The 17,223-nt window shown below is 42.5% G+C and carries 16 protein-coding genes and 1 other annotated feature (1 of these 17 running past the window's edge); of the genes, 4 read left to right on the top strand and 12 right to left on the bottom strand.

The features are described from left to right. Nucleotides 1-8, bottom strand: a binding site (T-box leader) (it extends 203 nt beyond the left edge of the window). Nucleotides 9-219: 211 nt separating this feature from the next. Beyond that, the gene (gene acsA, locus BTO28_RS05695; protein ID WP_076764572.1) at nt 220-1,938 is read right to left on the bottom strand and encodes an acetate--CoA ligase; all 1,719 of its coding nucleotides are present in this window, start codon (nt 1,936-1,938) and stop codon (nt 220-222) included. A gap of 188 nt (nt 1,939-2,126) precedes the next feature. Here acsA and BTO28_RS05690 point away from each other — a divergent pair, with 188 nt between their 5' ends. From BTO28_RS05690 to BTO28_RS05680, 3 genes are read left to right on the top strand one after another with little or no spacing between them, the layout of a single operon-like run. Further along, entirely contained in the window at nt 2,127-2,759 is a 633-nt protein-coding gene (locus tag BTO28_RS05690; protein ID WP_076764571.1) for a GNAT family N-acetyltransferase, read from the top strand. A gap of 21 nt (nt 2,760-2,780) precedes the next feature. Further along, nucleotides 2,781-3,428, top strand: coding sequence for an acetoin utilization AcuB family protein (locus BTO28_RS05685; protein WP_076764570.1), 648 nt, complete (start codon nt 2,781-2,783; stop codon nt 3,426-3,428). Further along, the gene (locus tag BTO28_RS05680; RefSeq protein ID WP_076764569.1) at nt 3,425-4,603 is read left to right on the top strand and encodes an acetoin utilization protein AcuC; all 1,179 of its coding nucleotides are present in this window, start codon (nt 3,425-3,427) and stop codon (nt 4,601-4,603) included. Before BTO28_RS05685 ends, BTO28_RS05680 begins: the two co-directional genes overlap by 4 nt. Here BTO28_RS05680 and motS read toward each other — a convergent pair. The 7 genes from motS to BTO28_RS05645 form a co-directional block, all read right to left on the bottom strand. Continuing rightward, entirely contained in the window at nt 4,521-5,324 is an 804-nt protein-coding gene (gene motS, locus BTO28_RS05675) for a flagellar motor protein MotS (RefSeq protein WP_076764568.1), read from the bottom strand. The two genes, BTO28_RS05680 and motS, sit on opposite strands and share 83 nt — an antisense overlap. After that, on the bottom strand, nt 5,321-6,127 hold the full coding sequence (motP, locus tag BTO28_RS05670) for a flagellar motor protein MotP (RefSeq protein ID WP_076764567.1): 807 nt from the start codon (nt 6,125-6,127) through the stop codon (nt 5,321-5,323). The genes motS and motP overlap by 4 nt, the downstream gene beginning before the upstream one ends. Before the next feature lie 27 nt (nt 6,128-6,154). Further along, the gene (ccpA, locus tag BTO28_RS05665; protein ID WP_076764566.1) at nt 6,155-7,153 is read right to left on the bottom strand and encodes a catabolite control protein A; all 999 of its coding nucleotides are present in this window, start codon (nt 7,151-7,153) and stop codon (nt 6,155-6,157) included. A 78-nt stretch (nt 7,154-7,231) separates the two neighbouring features. Then, nucleotides 7,232-8,308, bottom strand: coding sequence for a bifunctional 3-deoxy-7-phosphoheptulonate synthase/chorismate mutase (locus BTO28_RS05660; RefSeq protein ID WP_076764565.1), 1,077 nt, complete (start codon nt 8,306-8,308; stop codon nt 7,232-7,234). Between the two features lie 212 nt (nt 8,309-8,520). After that, a complete protein-coding gene (gene ytxJ, locus BTO28_RS05655) occupies nt 8,521-8,841 on the bottom strand; it encodes a bacillithiol system redox-active protein YtxJ (RefSeq protein WP_076764564.1) in 321 nt (106 codons plus the stop codon). A 51-nt stretch (nt 8,842-8,892) separates the two neighbouring features. Continuing rightward, nucleotides 8,893-9,606, bottom strand: coding sequence for a YtxH domain-containing protein (locus BTO28_RS05650; RefSeq protein WP_076764563.1), 714 nt, complete (start codon nt 9,604-9,606; stop codon nt 8,893-8,895). A gap of 21 nt (nt 9,607-9,627) precedes the next feature. After that, a complete protein-coding gene (locus tag BTO28_RS05645) occupies nt 9,628-10,116 on the bottom strand; it encodes a DUF948 domain-containing protein (RefSeq protein WP_076764562.1) in 489 nt (162 codons plus the stop codon). A 160-nt stretch (nt 10,117-10,276) separates the two neighbouring features. Between BTO28_RS05645 and BTO28_RS05640 the strand changes: the two genes are divergently transcribed. Continuing rightward, complete coding sequence (locus BTO28_RS05640; protein WP_076764561.1) at nt 10,277-11,392, top strand: aminopeptidase; 1,116 nt, start codon at nt 10,277-10,279, stop codon at nt 11,390-11,392. 68 nt (nt 11,393-11,460) lie between these two features. Here the strand turns inward: BTO28_RS05640 and murC are convergent, their stop codons facing one another. The 4 genes from murC to BTO28_RS05620 form a co-directional block, all read right to left on the bottom strand. After that, entirely contained in the window at nt 11,461-12,759 is a 1,299-nt protein-coding gene (gene murC, locus BTO28_RS05635) for a UDP-N-acetylmuramate--L-alanine ligase (protein WP_076764560.1), read from the bottom strand. Nucleotides 12,760-12,918: 159 nt separating this feature from the next. Continuing rightward, nucleotides 12,919-15,123: a DNA translocase FtsK gene (locus BTO28_RS05630; RefSeq protein WP_076764559.1), complete on the bottom strand. Its 2,205-nt coding sequence runs from the start codon at nt 15,121-15,123 to the stop codon at nt 12,919-12,921. 120 nt (nt 15,124-15,243) lie between these two features. Next, the gene (locus BTO28_RS05625) at nt 15,244-16,041 is read right to left on the bottom strand and encodes a DUF1444 domain-containing protein (RefSeq protein WP_076764558.1); all 798 of its coding nucleotides are present in this window, start codon (nt 16,039-16,041) and stop codon (nt 15,244-15,246) included. A gap of 18 nt (nt 16,042-16,059) precedes the next feature. Next, nucleotides 16,060-17,130, bottom strand: coding sequence for a M42 family metallopeptidase (locus BTO28_RS05620; RefSeq protein WP_076764557.1), 1,071 nt, complete (start codon nt 17,128-17,130; stop codon nt 16,060-16,062). Between the last annotated feature and the right edge of the window lie 93 nt (nt 17,131-17,223).

Below are 17,223 nucleotides of genomic sequence, written 5' to 3'. Positions count from 1 at the left end.
GCTTGTTTATTTCATATAAAAAACATTGTAGCCGCCTTATTTCTGTTTGTCAAATCGTCTTTATCGTTCAATGACTGCACCGTCATGCAAACCTTGGCGGTCTTTGTTTTTGACTGTCCTTTCCCTTCTAAGGAAACTTTTTCACCATTCATCTAATCATGTACATGTGGTTCTCAAAAAAAGGCGGAACTATCTCAAATGATAGTTCCGGCTTCTCATTTAATCTTCCATCGTTGACAAATCGCCTGTTGGCAGGTCAAGTTCCCATGCTTTTAGGACGCGGCGCATAATTTTACCTGAGCGTGTTTTTGGAAGTTTGTCGCGGAATTCAATTTCGCGTGGGGCAGCATGTGCTGCAAGACCCGTTTTGACAAACTGGCGAATTTCTTCTTTCAAATCATCTGATTGATCGTAGCCATCGCGCAGGGCGATAAAGGCTTTAATAATTTCGCCGCGAACCGGATCCGGTTTCCCGATAACGCCCGCCTCGGCGATAGCTGGATGTTCAACTAGTTTGCTTTCTACTTCAAATGGACCCACGCGCTCACCCGCTGTCATGATGACATCATCAACACGGCCCTGGAACCAGAAGTATCCATCTTCATCCATGTATGCGGAGTCACCCGAAACGTACCAGTCTCCCGGCATGAAATAGGATTCATATTTTGCTTCGTTGTTCCAAATTGTCGCCATCATCGACGGCCAGCCTTTTTTAATAGCAAGGTTGCCCATGCGATTCGGCGGCAGTTCGTTTCCTTGATCATCAACAATCGCTGCTTTTACACCTGGGATTGGCTTGCCCATTGAGCCCGGACGAATATCCATTGCTGGATAGTTACAGATGACCTGTGCGCCAGTCTCCGTCATCCACCATGTATCATGAATGCGAAGATCGAATACTTTTTTACCCCAGCGGACCACTTCAGGGTTGAGTGGTTCACCTACGCTTAAAATGTGGCGTAGCGACGAAAGATCAAACTTTTTCACCACTTCATCCCCAGCACCCATTAACATGCGGAAGGCTGTTGGTGCGCTGTACCAAACCGTTACTTTATATTCTTCAATTGTACCGTACCATGCTTCCGGACTGAAGCGTCCCCCAACAATCACGTTCGTTGAGCCTGTAAGCCATGGTCCAAAGATGCCGTATGCTGTTCCAGTTACCCAGCCCGGGTCCGCAGTGCACCAGTACACATCATTTTCCTGCAGGTCCAGTACCCATTTTGCGGTTTGATATTGTTGAATCATTGCATTATGTACATGCAAGACTCCTTTAGGTTTTCCGGTTGAACCGGATGTGTAATGAAGAAGCAATCCATCATTTCGATCTACCCATTGAATATCGAATTTATCAGATGCATCGTTCCATTTCGATAGGAAATCAACATGTTTCTCATCTTCTTTCACATTGTCTGCCACGACAAATACTTTCTCAAGATGCGGCAGCTCACTTACTGGCACGCGTTCAAGGAGATCAGGTGTCGTAATAATCACTTTTGCTTCGCTGTCTTCCAGACGATCCCGCACAGCACCTTCCATGAAAGCTTCAAATAATGGTCCTACGATCGCTCCTGCTTTGATCGCACCGAGTACCGAGAAATAAAGTTCCGGCGAACGCGGCATGAAAATAAAGACGCGGTCTCCCTTTTCTACACGTCCATACTCTTTCAATACGTTCGCTGCCTTGTTTGAGCAGGCTTTCATATCAGCAAATGTGTATTGCTCGTTTCGATTTGCATCCCTGTAATAAAGAGCTACTTTGTCTTTTCTGTCAGACTCGGCATGACGGTCAATCGCTTCGTACGCAGCGTTCACTTTTCCTGTCTCAGACCAAGAAAAAGCTTTCTCTGCTTCTTTCCAATCAAAAGAAGCATACGTGTCTTCATAACTTTGCAAATTATAATTACCCTTTTCCGCTGATAGCGCTTCCAATTTCATAGACCGATTCCCCCTTATGTATATGAATAATACAATTCTATTATATAATACATTGAAAATTTTCACAATTTATTCAAAATTCTTTTTTTAAGATTTTGTTGATTCTTTGAAAATTTACTGAAAACGCTTTATTAATTTCATATTTATGTATAATGGTAAGTAAGGATTAATGTTAAGGCGGTGACCCAATGGAGCATAGTAAAACATATCATTCAAAAGAAGTAAAAACACCCTCTGGCACTTTATTAATTGAAGGGCCTGTGACAGCGGAAGCTCTTGCAGAATATGAATTTCATGAAGGCCTGACCGCCTTTCGCCAGCCCGAACTTCAACACAAGGCACTCATCGAAATTGCGGAACTTCCAGAAGGACGAATTATAATTTCCCGCCGTGAAAATACAATCGTCGGCTATGTCACATTTTTATACCCCGACCCGCTCGAAAGATGGTCTGAAGCAAAAATGGAAAACTTAATCGAACTCGGAGCAATAGAAGTCGCTCCTGAATTCCGCGGAGCAAGAGTGGGTCAGAATATGCTTATTGTCGCAATGATGGATGACCAAATGGAAGATTATATCACCATCACAACGGAATATTACTGGCATTGGGATTTAAAAGGAACGGGTTTGAACGTCTGGGAATACAGGAAGATAATGGAAAAGATGATGAATGCCGGTGGATTGGTCTGGTATGCAACAGATGATCCCGAAATCAGCTCCCATCCGGCAAATTGCTTAATGGTGCGGATCGGTTCGCGGGTCGACCAAGATTCCATTCAAAAATTCGATCAAATCCGTTTTATGAACCGGTTTATGTATTAACGAGTCAAGGGGGACTGACCTATGATTGTAGAAGAAGTAATGCAAATGGACATACATACGCTTTCACCGGAAGATACGATTGCGACAGCTCTTCAACTTTGCCGTGATCATAAAGTCCGCCATATACCCATCACTGATGGAGGAGGTGTATTAGTCGGTCTCGTTACAGACCGTGATATTAAAGATGCAACACCCTCTATCCTGCAAAAAGACGTCGGTGAGGAAGAATTAAATAAACCACTGAGTTTAATTATGGAGGAAAATGTCATTACGGGTCATCCGCTCGATTTTGTGGAAGATATTGCAGCAACCCTTTACGAACATAACATTAGCTGCATGCCGATCGTCCAAAACGGCGACATAGTAGGTATGATTACAGAAACAGATGTGCTCCACACATTTGTCGAGTTAACGGGTGTGAATCAGCCAGGTTCGCGTGTTGAAGTGAAAGTCCCGAATAAAGCGGGAATGCTATTTGAAATTTTGCAGGTTCTTAACAAACGGCGTGCTAATATTCACAGCGTGCTTATTTATCCGGATCGTATTGATGAAGACTATAAAGTTATTGTCTTCCGTGTTCGGACAATGAATCCAGTCGGGGTGATCGACGATTTAAAAAAAGCGGGCCATCATGTTCTCTGGCCCAATATGCCGGGAGTATGTCCATGAAACTCGATGCCGTCTTCGTGTATTCTGATCAACTATTACGCTATCGTTTTTCAGAAAATCACCCTTTCAATCAGTTTCGTCTTACTCTAACAATGGATCTGCTCCGTAAAATGGGGGCACTGAATGACAGCCACATAATTAAACCTCGCAGTGCAACAGACGAAGAATTAATACTTATCCACGACAGTGAATACGTAGAAGCAGTTAAAAAAGCAAGCCGCGGTGAATTGTCTGAATCGGCCGGTGAAGGATATGGTCTCGGCACGGAAGATACACCGATGTTTAAAGGCATGCATGAAGCAAGCTCTCTTCTCGTTGGCGGCACCCTTACGGCAGCGGATCAAGTTATGCAGGAAAAAGCCAACCATGCGATCCATCTCGGCGGAGGACTCCACCATGGATTCCGAGGAAAAGCTTCCGGGTTTTGTATTTATAATGACAGCTCTGTCGCCATTAAATACTTACAAGAAACATATAAAGCACGTATACTGTACGTCGATACAGATGCGCATCACGGCGACGGTGTTCAATGGTCTTTCTACGACGACCCTGAAGTATGTACATATTCTATTCACGAAACAGGCCGCTATCTCTTTCCCGGAACAGGAAATGTTAATGAACGGGGGCACGGGCAAGGTTACGGCTATTCATTTAATGTACCACTCGATGCTTTTACAGAAGATGAGTCGTGGCTCGAGTCGTATGAAACTACACTCCGAGAAGTCACTCATTTTTTTAAACCGGATGTTATTTTAACACAAAATGGAGCCGATTCTCATTACTACGATCCGCTTACACATTTATCAGCATCGATCAACATTTATAAGCGGATTCCGGAACTCGCCCATGAACTAGCTCATGAATATTGCGATGGCCGCTGGATTGCTGTTGGCGGTGGCGGTTACGACATATGGCGTGTCGTTCCGCGTGCCTGGTCGCTTCTCTGGCTTGAAATGAGCGGGCAGTCCCATTTAGCGGACAAGCTGCCGGCGGAATGGATCTCACATTGGCAGAAAAAAGCACCTTATCCTCTCCCGGTCGACTGGACCGATCCGGCTACTATGTATCCAGCCATCCCCCGAAAAGAGGAAATTACAGAGAAAAACCGACTGACAGTGGAAAAGCTGCTATATCCGCTGCGCGATCAGAAAAATAAAAGCAGTGCAGCCGACTAAGACGGCTCACTGCTTTCGTTTCATTTATTAAAGCCGGATCAGTTATAATAATTTCGACACGGCGGTTTTTTTGCATATTCTTTTCAGTTGTATTAGGCACGAGCGGTCTCGTATCTGCGTAGCCAACTGCCGAAAACCTGTCCGGGGAAAGCGTAAATTCATCGATAAAATAGCGAATAACACTCGATGCACGTGCAGTGGATAGTTCCCAATTAGATGGGTAGACAACACTTTGAATCGGCACGTTATCCGTGTGGCCTTCCACTTTAATCATATTCGGCATATCTGCAAACAAATTTCCGATTTCTGCTAAAAATGAATACGATTCGGGCATTAATGACGCATCACCGCTCCCGAATAACAGCTGCTCCTCTAATACAAGAACGACGCCCCGCTCATCACGAATGACGTTGGCTGTCTCCTCCAGACCATTTTTCTTCAAATATACTTTCACATCTTCATACAATTTATCAAGTGACTCCTCGCCGCCAGGCTCAATTTCCTCATTCGGATAGTCACCGGGTACAATTGATGGGTTTTCATTAAATGATTCCTCATCACGGAACGATTCTGCAATCGATTGAAACTTTACTTTATCGACTTGAGACATGGAAAACATCAAAATGAAAAAGACGAGAATGAGCGTAACGAGATCAGAAAATGTCACCATCCATTTCGGCGCACTGCTTTTCTGTGACGGTTTACGGCGCCTTGTCCTCATTCTTCACCCGCCTCACCAGCTTTTTTTGGCTTCTTCTTGCTGCTGGTGTCTTTTAAAAACACGCTCAATTTTTCACGAAGCGTATTGGGATTCTGACCAGACTGTACACCTGCCACCCCTTCGATCACAATCTGACGGTAAAAAATTTCCTCTTCTGTTTTTAACTCCAGTTTTGATGCCATTGGCAAAAAAACAAGGTTGGCGAGAAGTGATCCATATAACGTCGTCAACAGCGCAATCGCCATATTGGGACCAAGCAACGAAGGATCATTTAAATTTTTCAGCATGAGTACAAGACCGATCAATGTACCGATCATTCCCCACGAAGGAGCGTATTCACCAGCTTTTTCAACAATGAGACGCCCTTTTCGATGCCGTTCTTCTAACACATCAATTTCCGAATTCATAATCTCGACAAGTTCTTCCTGTTCAACGCCATCTATTGCCATCATTATGCCTTTTCGTAAAAACGCTTCATCTTCCATACGAAGATTCTCTTCTAAAGACAGCAGGCCTTCGCGACGGGCTTTATCCGACAGATTTACAAGACGATCAATCAATTTTGGAATATCGTGCGGTTCTTCTGTAAATGATTCTTTCATAACATGGAAAAAACGCTTAATATCTTTCAAGGTAAAATTAATCAGTAAAGCTGCAGTTACGCCGCCAATGACGATGATGAAAGAAGCAAAATCAACAAATGAAGCAAATCCGGACGTACCGCTGGTTGAAATAACAGCGAACGCAACAAGAGTCAAACCAATTGCAATCCCAATTGGTGTTAACATGTCCAGCTTTTTCATTTCTTTCAGCCATCCTTCAATAAATAATTAGGATTTTGTTGAACCTCTTTTTTCGATGCGGTGCGGCAGAACGACTACCGGACTTTCTACTTCTTCTTTGTTCATTAACTTTGTTAAAAGACGCATCGCAACAGCTCCGATATCATATAACGGCTGGACAACAGCCGTCAGCTGGGGACGTACCATTAGCGACAATTTTGTAGAGTCAAAGCTGATTACTTCAAGGTCTGCAGGTACATTCAAGCCCGCTTCCTGCGCACTATGGACTACTCCGAGTGCCATTTCATCGTTATAGACAAAGACAGCTGTTGGGCGATCGCTTACGTCATTCAGCTTCTGCCAGGCTTCAATACCGGAGTCATACGTATAATCGCCTTCTATTACAAACTCTTCTGAGTAAATACCAGCTTCTTCAAGTACTTCTTTATAAGCTGAGAGCACGTATTCTTTATTAATTACATCATGGAAAGGGCTCGCTACATAGGCAATTCGCTTATGACCGTTATCGATTAATGACTGGACGACTTCCCGAGCAGCTTCTTTATAATCGATGTTAACTGATGCTATTTTGCCTGACTGCTCAACAGATCCAGCCAGTACAACCGGTACTGGTGAACGATCAAATTCTTTTACGTGTTCTTCATTAATATGATTACCCATGAAGACAAGTCCATCCACTTGTTTTCCGAGCATCGTTTGAATGAGGTGCATTTCTTTGTCTTCATTCTGGTCTGAATTGCTCAAAATAATATTGTATTTGTACATCGTCGCAATATCTTCAATGCCGCGAGCGAGTTCTGCATAAAAAATGTTTGAAATATCCGGAATAATGACTCCGACGGTCGTTGTTTTTTTACTTGCCAGACCACGGGCAACCGCATTCGGACGGTATCCTAGACGTTCAATGACATCGTTTACTTTCTTTCTAGTTGCAGGTTTAACATTCGGGTTTCCGTTTACTACGCGGGATACCGTTGCCATTGATACGTTTGCTTCTCGCGCTACATCATAAATGGTAATATTCATGTGGCTTTCGCTCCTTTTTGTCTCTTTCTCTCTATATTAACGAAAAAAGACTCCTGTGCAAACACAGGAGTCTAAAAATTATGCTTTTACCGCAACTGATTTGATAATTTCATCATAAAATTCATCAAATTGTTGCAAATTCATTTGTTGCGCTGAGTCTGAAAGCGCTACTGCTGGATCCGGGTGAACTTCTGCCATGATGCCGTCTGCACCAATGGCAAGACCTGCTTTTGCCGCTGGAAGAAGAAGATCCCGGCGTCCCGTTGAGTGAGTTACGTCTACAAAGACTGGAAGGTGCGTTTCCTGCTTCAGTATTGGTACAGCCGTAATGTCAAGTGTGTTACGTGTTGCACGCTCGTATGTGCGGATGCCCCGTTCACAAAGAATCACTTGATCATTGCCTTGTGCAAGAATGTATTCTGCTGCATTGATGAACTCATCAATTGTTGCAGCCAATCCGCGTTTTAAAAGAACAGGCTTTTTCACAGAACCTGCAGCTTTTAACAGCTCGAAATTTTGCATGTTCCGTGCGCCAATTTGGATAACATCAATGTATTCACAGGCTGTTTCAATGTCAGCCGGGTTAACAATTTCACTGACTACTGCCAGATCAAATTCATCAGCGACACGCTTCAATATTTTCAAGCCTTCTACGCCTAGACCCTGGAAGTCATATGGTGATGTGCGTGGCTTATATGCCCCGCCCCGGATCATTTTTAATCCTTTGCCTTTAATGGACTTCGCCACTTCTGCAACCTGCTCGTAAGATTCAACCGCACATGGACCAAATACAAATGTTACATTGCCGTCACCGACTTGATGGCCGCGAACCGTTACAATTGTATCTTCTTTTTTCTTTTTGCGGGAAACTAGAAGTGCTTTGCGGTGATCATCTTCCTGCAATTCAAGACTTGCTTTGAAAATTTCTTTGAAAATGTGTTCAACTGTTGACCGTTCAAAGGGCCCGTCATTCTTATCTAAAAGATTATTAAGCATTGAACGCTCGCGAACTGGATCATAGCGATTCACGCCCTGTTTTTCTTTAACGCGGCCAATTTCCTGGACAAGTTCCGCGCGTTCGTTGATAAGTTTTAAAAGTTGGGCGTTCATCTCATCCACTCTATTTCTGAGCTGTTCCAGTTCCTGGTTACTCACTTTCCTCATCCTTCCACTTGTTTTAATTCTAAATATTCCCGCAATTAATTGCATGAGCTTACATCAAGCCATTTACTGCCATGCGGTATTACAATTATTATAAATCATCCACTTCAAAATGTCACGAAAAAACGCTTTATTTCTTAAACGCTTTTAAGCGTTAAAGCGTGTGCGTGAAAAAGTCCGGACAACTAGTGTCCAGACAACATTCCTTATTGAATTGATGATAAATTGTCTTTAGTAATTTTCCAATGAGATTCGTTCCATTCAGGTTTTCCATCTTTAAAAAAGATCACTTGCGGTGATTCATGACGAATTTTTGACGCTTCCGCAATATAATTTGAGAGTTCACGGGAATCTTGAACAGCAAGATATACGCCTTTTTGACTTGTTCCTGCAGCATTTAAAAATGCTGCATACTCATCAAATGCTGCTGCACTTATTGGACATGTCGTGCTATGTTTTAATAAAAAAAATGGTTCTTTTGCTTCGAGCAGTTGTTCAAACTCAGTAATGTCATTAATTTTTTCCATCATGAATCTCCTTTACTCAAAAAGAAAGCCGGACAATCCCCGGCTCTTTTTTTATTTATTATTTAATTTATTATTATTTTTACTGTTGCTATTATTTTTATTATTGCTGCTTCTGCTTGAAGTCGTATTCGTGTTGTTTAAACCGCCATTCGGCTTCTTTTCATCAATTCCTTTACCAGCAGGATCGCTCCATCCTTCTGACTTTGGCTTTTGAGAAGTATCAGTGTCAGCAGATGATGGACTTGTTGACTTTTCTGCTTCATCAAATGCTTTTTTTGTTTCATCCAGTTTCGTTTTAGCTGCTTCAGCAGTTGAGTCTACTTTATCTTTTAATGTTTTTGCCGCATTATCGACAAATGATCCGTCTTCCGAAGCTGCTGAACTTGCTGTATCTTCGCTTGGCTTCATTGATTTTACTTTGTCAACGAGGGCCGTAGACTGCTCCTGAACTGTTTTTGTCAAAGATGAAGTCCTGTCTTTTGCTGTATCTGTCAATGCGGTTGCCCGCTCTTTCAAAGAACCTGCCTGCACGTTCAAATTATCGCGCAGTTCGCGACCTGATTTAGGTGCCATCATAAGTGCCGCACCAGCTCCGATAAATGCGCCAAACAATGCACCGATCATGAAATCTTTCGTGTTCATTGTGTCATCAGAGTAATTGTAACGGTCAGCATTTAAATCAAAATTATCATATTGAGTTTGTTTTTGAGTATTGATGCCATTTTTTTTATTTGAAAATTGATCGTATGTGTTTTTATTCCTCATAAATAACAATCTCCTTTTATATTATTGATTATGTTGCTGGTTCGTGCTAATCGGCAATGCTTCTTGGCGCATCGGGGAAGTCTTCGTTGTGCTGCTCTGGTCTCTTTCTGCTTTAAATTTATCAACCATTTGCTTCACGACGTTTCCCCATTGAACAGCTTGAGAAATTTTATACTGATTTTTTTCCATTTGAGAAGCAACTGTCGTGGTTACCTTTTTCAGTGAATGATTTAAATTATGCACAGAGGATCCAACATCCTTTACTGCATATACGACTGTGTTTAATTGCTCTGTTTTATGCTGGATATCTTCTGCCAATGCATTGGTTTTATGTAACAGTTCAGCCGTTTCCGCTGTCACATCTTTTAATTGTCCTTCAAGACGATCTACTGTCCTGGACAGTGTATCAAGTGTATTGTCGACTGATTTTAATGTTTTGGACAAATTAATGACCAAAATAAGAAACGCGATTGCCGCTACGGCTGCGCTTAAGTAAAGAATAATTTCCAATCCGGGACACCTCCTGCGTGTTATATTAAATAAAATTACCCAGTGCCGCTAAATCTAAACACTAATTATTTTATTTCTTGTTAAGACCTCTTTTTTCCTTCTTTTTGCACAAATTTCGCAGGCATCGTAAAATAAATAAGACAAAAAGGAGGCAATTTTGATGAAGGATCCAAGAATTCAAAAGCTTGCGGCAAACTTAATTAACTACTCTTGCCAGATTCAACCAGGCGAAAAAGTACTGATTGAAAATTTCGGCCTGCAGCGTGAACTTGTAACGGCATTAGTTGAAGAAACATATCAAGCAGGAGGGTGGCCTTTCGTTTTACTAAAGGAACACCGTGTAGACCGTTCGCTTTTAATGGGGGCAGTTGAAGGGCAATATGAGTTAATGGCTGATTTTGAAGCGCATGTTATGAAGCAAATGGACGCTTATATCGGACTTCGCGCAGGTGACAACATTAATGAACAAGCCGATGTTCCCGCCGAAAAAATGAAGATTCACGGCAATACCATCGGCAAAAAAGTACACCGGGATATCCGGGTTCCGAAAACGAAATGGGTTGTGCTTCGTTATCCTACTCCTTCCATGGCCCAGCTTGCAAAAATGAGCACAGATGCGTTTGAGGATTTTTATTTTGACGTATGCAACTTAGATTACGGCAAAATGGATGCCGCGATGGATCCGCTTGTCGACTTGATGAACAAGACAGATCAAGTACAGATTAAAGGACCCGGAACAGATCTAACTTTTTCGATAAAAGGCATTCCTGCGGTTAAATGTGCCGGCCGCTTAAACATTCCCGATGGTGAAGTGTATACGGCGCCGGTCCGCGATTCAGTAAATGGCGTCATTTCTTTTAATACTCCCTCTCCTTACAACGGATTTACGTTTGAAAATGTCAAATTGCGTTTTGAAAACGGAAAGATTGTTGATGCTCATGCAAATGATGAAAAACGGATTAATGCAATTTTTGATACCGATGAAGGCGCTCGTTTTGTCGGCGAATTTGCGATAGGCGTCAATCCGCACATTTTAAATCCAATGCAGGATATTTTATTTGATGAAAAAATCGCTGGCAGCTTTCACTTTACGCCAGGTGAGTGTTACGAAGAAGCATACAACGGCAATCATTCAAATATCCATTGGGACATGGTTAACATTCAACGCCCTGAATACGGAGGCGGTGAAATTTGGTTTGACGGTGTACGCATTCGAAAAGACGGGCTATTTGTTGTACCTGAACTGGACGGACTAAACCCGGATAATTTGAAATGAGACTGATTCTCTAGAGGATTTATTACAGAAAAGCGCCTTCGCCAAAACTGGCGAAGGCGCTTTTCCATTTACATAATATGTTTTTCATAAGATGCCTGGAATTTTTGTATATCTCCCGCACCCATGAATAGTAGAACGCTGTCTTTATGATCCTTTAAGACTTCCGTGGCGTCTTCTTTTATCAACTGAGCACCAGGGATTTTCTCCTGCAGATCCTCAATCGTTAATTTGCCATGATTTTCACGGGCAGAGCCGAAAATATCGCACAAGTAAACAGCATCTGCTTTGTTTAAGCTGTCTGCGAATTCTTCAAGGAATGTTTGCGTCCGCGAAAATGTATGAGGCTGGAAGACAGCAACAATTTCACGGTTCGGATATTTTTGCCGGGCTGCATTAATCGTAGCACGAATTTCTGTCGGATGATGGGCGTAGTCATCAATCAATACTTGATCCCCAGCTTTCTTTTCAGAAAAACGGCGTTTTACTCCCGAAAAGGTAAGTAACCTTTCTTTTACGGTATCCGTATCAATTTCTTCATAATGACAGAGTCCGATGACAGAGAGCGCATTTAAAATGTTATGATCGCCGTATCCTGGTATACGGAACGTTGCATAAAATTCATTACGTACGAATACGTCAAACATTGTACCATTTTCATCAAATGTTGCATTTCGGGCTTGAAAATCATTTTCTTCACCGAATCCATAAAAGACAACAGGTACGTTCGCTTGAATTCCCTGTAAGTATTCATCATCACCGCAAGCAAAAATCCCTTTTTTCACTTGCTTTGCCATTTCTTGAAAAGCAGAAAACACATCATCAACATCGGCAAAATAGTCTGGATGGTCAAAATCAATATTTGTCATGACTGCATAATCTGGTGAATAGGACAAAAAGTGGCGGCGGTATTCACATGCTTCAAACACAAAATACTTGGCCTCTTTCGCCCCGCTCCCTGTTCCATCTCCGATTAAAAAGGATGTTGGTGCGGCTCCACTCACAACGTGCGCCATTAACCCGGTCGTCGATGTCTTTCCATGAGCACCCGTTATCGCTACACTCGTAAAGTTTTGAATAAAATCACCTAAAAATTTGTGGTAGCGAACAACAGGCACACCTATTTCTTCTGCCTTTTTTATTTCTTCATGGTCATCACTGAACGCATTACCGGCAATAACCGTCATGCCTTCTTGAATATTGTCTGCATTAAAAGGCAATATAACAATGCCTGCTTCTTCAAGCGCTTTTTGTGTAAAAAATGTTTTTTCGATATCAGAACCCTGAACGTTATATCCTTTATCATGAAGAATATGTGCGAGGGCGCTCATTCCCGAGCCTTTTATTCCAACAAAATGATATGTTGTCATCATTAAACCTCCAACATTCTCTAGCCTGCTACATATAGTATATGTATCGTCCAATGTTTTGAAACGAAGACAGGCCAATCACTGCATTTGTTCATTATAGCACTTTTTTCAAAACGTGACTATTCCGCTTGAAAAACCGATGCATTTTGCACCGGTTTGCTAAATCGTTCTTTCATTTGTCTCGTCTAAAAGAGCAAATAACTCTTCCTCGGAAACAAGCACTTCACGAGGACGGCCGGCTCGCTGACCTGAGATGAGCCCTTGTTCTTCCATCATTTCAATTAACCGGGCAGCACGATTATAGCCGACTTTTAATTTCCGCTGCAGCATAGATGTTGAGGCACCACCCTGTCTGACAACAAATTCGCATGCTTCTTGGAACAGTTCATCTTCTTCATCCTGAACCGTTGCTTTTTGCAGCAGTTCTTCCTGTTTAAATAAATAATCCGGTTTTTGCTGTTCACTGACAAAGCGGACAACTTCATCAATTTCTTCGTTCGTGACAAATGTCCCCTGTAGTCTGACTGCTTCGCTTGCTCCATTATCTAAAAACAGCATATCGCCTTTGCCAAGTAATTTCTCCGCACCGACTTTGTCTAATATGGTCCGAGAATCTATTTGAGATGAGACAGAAAAAGCAATTCTTGTCGGAATATTTGCTTTAATAAGTCCCGTGATGACATCAACCGATGGACGCTGCGTAGCAACAATTAAGTGAATGCCGCATGCTCGCGCTTTTTGAGCAATCCGGCAAATGGCTTCTTCTACTTCACCTGGTGCCATCATCATTAAATCGGCTAGTTCATCAATAATAATGACAAGGTACGGTAAATGGGGCTCGTTATATTCTGACTCCTTTACCTTTGCATTGTAGGAAGCAACGTCCCGCACCCCGGCGTGGACAAACAGCTGATACCGCCGTTCCATTTCTTCAACTGCCCATTTTAATGCAGCTGTGGCCGCTTTGACGTCAGTAATAACCGGACTGGCAAGATGTGGAATTCCGTTGTAAGGTGTCAGCTCGACCATTTTCGGATCAATTAACAGCAATTTTAATTCATGTGGTGCCGCTTTATACAGTAAGCTTACTAATATTGAGTTAATGCAAACACTTTTTCCAGATCCTGTTGCACCGGCAATAAGTCCGTGCGGCATTTTTTGCAAGTCAAGCACAACCGGTTCACCTGCAATGTCAAGACCGAGTGCGGAAGTTAAAGGTGATCGGGCCATCTGAAATTCACTGTGGCTGATGATTTCACTAATAAAAACCGGCCGGCTTTTTTCGTTCGGCAATTCAATGCCTACTACTTCTGTGCCTGGAATTGGCGATTCTATCCGAAGTGTTCTGGCTGCCAGACTTCGCTTTATGTCGTCTATTAAACTGGAAATTTTACTTACCTTTACTCCGATAGACGGTGTTACTTCGAAACGAGTAATCGACGGTCCAGTCGTTACCCCAGTTACTTTTGCATCGATGTTGAAGCTCTTAAACGTATCGTTTAACCGTTCCGTTTTTTCACGTATCCATGAATCATCGACAGTTTTTTTAGCAGGCGGCGTTAAAAAGGAGAGCGGCGGGCGGTTCATCGCTTCTTTTATAACCACTGGCGGCTCTTTTTTCACTTCCATTGGTACCGGTGTCTGCGCCTTTAAAGCCGGGGCTGCTGTCAGTTTTTCACGATCTTTTTTTAGCATGACAACATTAAACGGAGAATGGCGTCTCTCTTTTGAACGTGCCCGCCGCTCAGCTGGCGGCAATTTTCCTTCTTCGTTATTATACGGAGCCTTTTTTACATCTCCTTCAACCGGTCTTTCTTCCTTTAAAACTTCACTAGGCTCTGTTTTTTTGATTTTCATCGGCTTATTTATATGTTCATTTGTTAATAAAAGAAGCGGCTCCTTTTGTTTTTCCCGCTCTTCACCCCGGACAGTTTGCAATTCTCCTTTCACTGGACGCTCATGAAAGCCATAAATAGGAGACGGAATTTCTGTCGGCCGGAAGGAGCGCGGTTGAACACGATCCTCCAGTGATCGATTTTCATGCTCGTAATGCTGCACCGGCTTAACCACTTCTGTATCTGCGCGGCTCTTTCTCATACGCGGTTGAACATTATTATTGCTCCGCTTTACTGTTGGGTAACGGTATGCAACACGGGTTGAAATTTGATGTGCAGGCTCCAACGAACTGTTTAACGGAACACGCCGCTCCGGCTTACTTTCCGTATTCTGTTTTATATGAGAACCATGATGTTCAATGGCTTCTTCCTGTTTTTTTTGCTCAGTTTTCGATGGTTCAATTTCTTCTTCATCAATGATGTAAATTTCTTCTCTAAAATAGGAGAGAATTTTTTTAAATATGCTCATCCTTATCCACTCTTTCTAGTTGATGTCTTTTTATTGTAACAGCAAAGTGAGATTTGTTAACAGAAAAACGGAATTTTGGGAAAATAGATAGGGGGAACAAAAGACCGCCCGCAAAGGAAGTCAGCCTTTTTGCGGACGGTTTTTCGCCATAATGAAGACCGGCTCCAGGTGACCGTCCTCATATATAAATGAAAGTGCGGTAATGGGGACGCGGCCTGCGGCAAAAAAGCTCATCGCCATTTGGGCAAGTATATCATAGCCTGTTTCGTTCCGAATATCGCCGATAATAAGCACGTCGCCATGCGGTACAGAAACCGTCATATCACCCTCGACTCTCTCGCTCATTTCTTTTAAAAACCGATCATTTAAAATACGGCTTGAATCATATCCATCATTAGAATTTAAAAAATAAAAAATATTTCCAGCCACCGTATCCTGCTTCATTTCAAGCGGAAGAGAACGAAGATTAAAGCGGGCAATTTCACGGATTTGCTCCGCAGTCCAATTTTCCTTCTGCATGAACTTTTTATCGATTAGCCGGTATGTTGAACCTAGATCCACCGCATAATAAATACGTGTTTCTGCAGTATGATCATCATAAAACAAAGGAACGCCTTCTTCTGCTTCTACAGGGAAAGATGCCGCACGAATTACAGGAAAAAATCGCTTTTCTTCTTCCTTTCCTCCACTTCCATCAAACGCATTTAACGCTTCATTTATATAATAAATCGTTTCTTCTGCTGCTTTATCAACATTTCCTTCGAATTTTGCTAGTATACCGCCAAGTGCGACAGTTACTCCTTTTTTCGTATTGCTATTTTCAACGCGCATTTCTTCTTTTTCGCGGTCAAAAGCAATCGTCCGGTTCTCTTTTTTTAAAGCTTCCTCAAGTTTTTTTTTGAGTTTCATTATAGACATAAAACGTTATACCTTCTTTCAACTATTTTTAATTGTATTTACGGTTGTCTCATCAAGGGATGTCACAAGTTTGACAAGCAATGCTTTTGCCGCATCGTAATCATCTGTATGAATAATCGACGAATGGGTATGAATGTAACGAGAACAAATACCGATGACCGCGCTCGGCACGCCGTTTCCAGTTGTATGAACACGTCCTGCATCCGTCCCGCCCGGCGAAACGAAATACTGATATGGGATGTTGTTTGATTCTGCGGTATCAAGAATAAATTCTCTCATCCCTCTATGTGTGACCATCGTGCGGTCAAAAATACGCAGCAACACGCCTTTGCCGAGTTGTCCAAATTCTTTTTTGTCTCCAGAGGCATCATTCGCTGGACTAGCATCAAGAGCAAAAAATAAGTCTGGATTAATTAAATTTGCAGCTGTTTGTGCACCGCGCAGTCCAACTTCTTCCTGGACAGTTGCACCGGAGTATAACATGTTCGGCAATGTTTTTCCATGAAGCTCTTTTAACAGTTCAATTGCCAGACCGCATCCGTACCGGTTGTCCCAAGCTTTCGCCATGATTTTTTTTGGATTGGCAAGCGGTGTAAACGTTGATACCGGCAAAATGGACTGCCCTGGTTTAATTCCGATCTCTTCAGCATCTGCCTTGTCATCTGCGCCTATATCAATTTGCATGTTTTTAATTTGCATTGGTTTGTTTCGCTGATCTTCCGTCAATAAATGAGGAGGTGTCGATGAAATAACACCTTCTACCGGGCCTTTTTTCGTCAGAATTTGCACACGTTGGGCAAGCATCGTTTGATTCCACCAGCCCCCAAGTGTCTGAAAGCGAATCATTCCATTTTCAGTAATGGCCGTCACCATAAACGCTACTTCATCCATATGTCCAGCAACCATTATGCGCGGTCCGCTGTCAACTCCTCTTTTCACACCAAACAAACTGCCTAGGCCATCTTGAATGATTGAGTCTACAAACGGCTCCATTTCTCTTTTCATAAATGCACGGACCGCATGTTCATTTCCAGGTGCGCCTGGCAGCTCTGTTAATGTTTTAAACATGGCTTTTGTTTCTTGATTCATGATAAGTCCCCTCTCGTTCTTTCATTTTCCTCATTATAACGGAAATAGACCGGAGTTTGGAATGAAGCGCATTATTGTTTTCTGAACGGATGA

The sequence above is a fragment of the Domibacillus epiphyticus genome (assembly GCF_001975785.1).
Classification (GTDB): Bacteria; Bacillota; Bacilli; order Bacillales; family Domibacillaceae; genus Domibacillus; species Domibacillus epiphyticus.
The sequence above is the reverse complement of the archived record's forward strand: the minus strand, read 5'-3'. Positions and strand labels throughout refer to the sequence as shown.

Coding starts and splice junctions, on each gene's coding strand:
- acsA (WP_076764572.1), bottom strand. CDS start 1,938: ATGAAATTGGAAGCGCTATCAGCGGAAAAGGGTAATTATAATTTGCAA.
- BTO28_RS05630 (WP_076764559.1), bottom strand. CDS start 15,123: ATGAGCATATTTAAAAAAATTCTCTCCTATTTTAGAGAAGAAATTTAC.
- BTO28_RS05625 (WP_076764558.1), bottom strand. CDS start 16,041: ATGTCTATAATGAAACTCAAAAAAAAACTTGAGGAAGCTTTAAAAAAA.
- BTO28_RS05620 (WP_076764557.1), bottom strand. CDS start 17,130: ATGAATCAAGAAACAAAAGCCATGTTTAAAACATTAACAGAGCTGCCA.
- BTO28_RS05680 (WP_076764569.1), top strand. CDS start 3,425: ATGAAACTCGATGCCGTCTTCGTGTATTCTGATCAACTATTACGCTAT.
- BTO28_RS05640 (WP_076764561.1), top strand. CDS start 10,277: ATGAAGGATCCAAGAATTCAAAAGCTTGCGGCAAACTTAATTAACTAC.
- BTO28_RS05690 (WP_076764571.1), top strand. CDS start 2,127: ATGGAGCATAGTAAAACATATCATTCAAAAGAAGTAAAAACACCCTCT.
- ytxJ (WP_076764564.1), bottom strand. CDS start 8,841: ATGGAAAAAATTAATGACATTACTGAGTTTGAACAACTGCTCGAAGCA.
- ccpA (WP_076764566.1), bottom strand. CDS start 7,153: ATGAATATTACCATTTATGATGTAGCGCGAGAAGCAAACGTATCAATG.
- motP (WP_076764567.1), bottom strand. CDS start 6,127: ATGAAAAAGCTGGACATGTTAACACCAATTGGGATTGCAATTGGTTTG.
- motS (WP_076764568.1), bottom strand. CDS start 5,324: ATGAGGACAAGGCGCCGTAAACCGTCACAGAAAAGCAGTGCGCCGAAA.
- BTO28_RS05650 (WP_076764563.1), bottom strand. CDS start 9,606: ATGAGGAATAAAAACACATACGATCAATTTTCAAATAAAAAAAATGGC.
- BTO28_RS05685 (WP_076764570.1), top strand. CDS start 2,781: ATGATTGTAGAAGAAGTAATGCAAATGGACATACATACGCTTTCACCG.
- murC (WP_076764560.1), bottom strand. CDS start 12,759: ATGACAACATATCATTTTGTTGGAATAAAAGGCTCGGGAATGAGCGCC.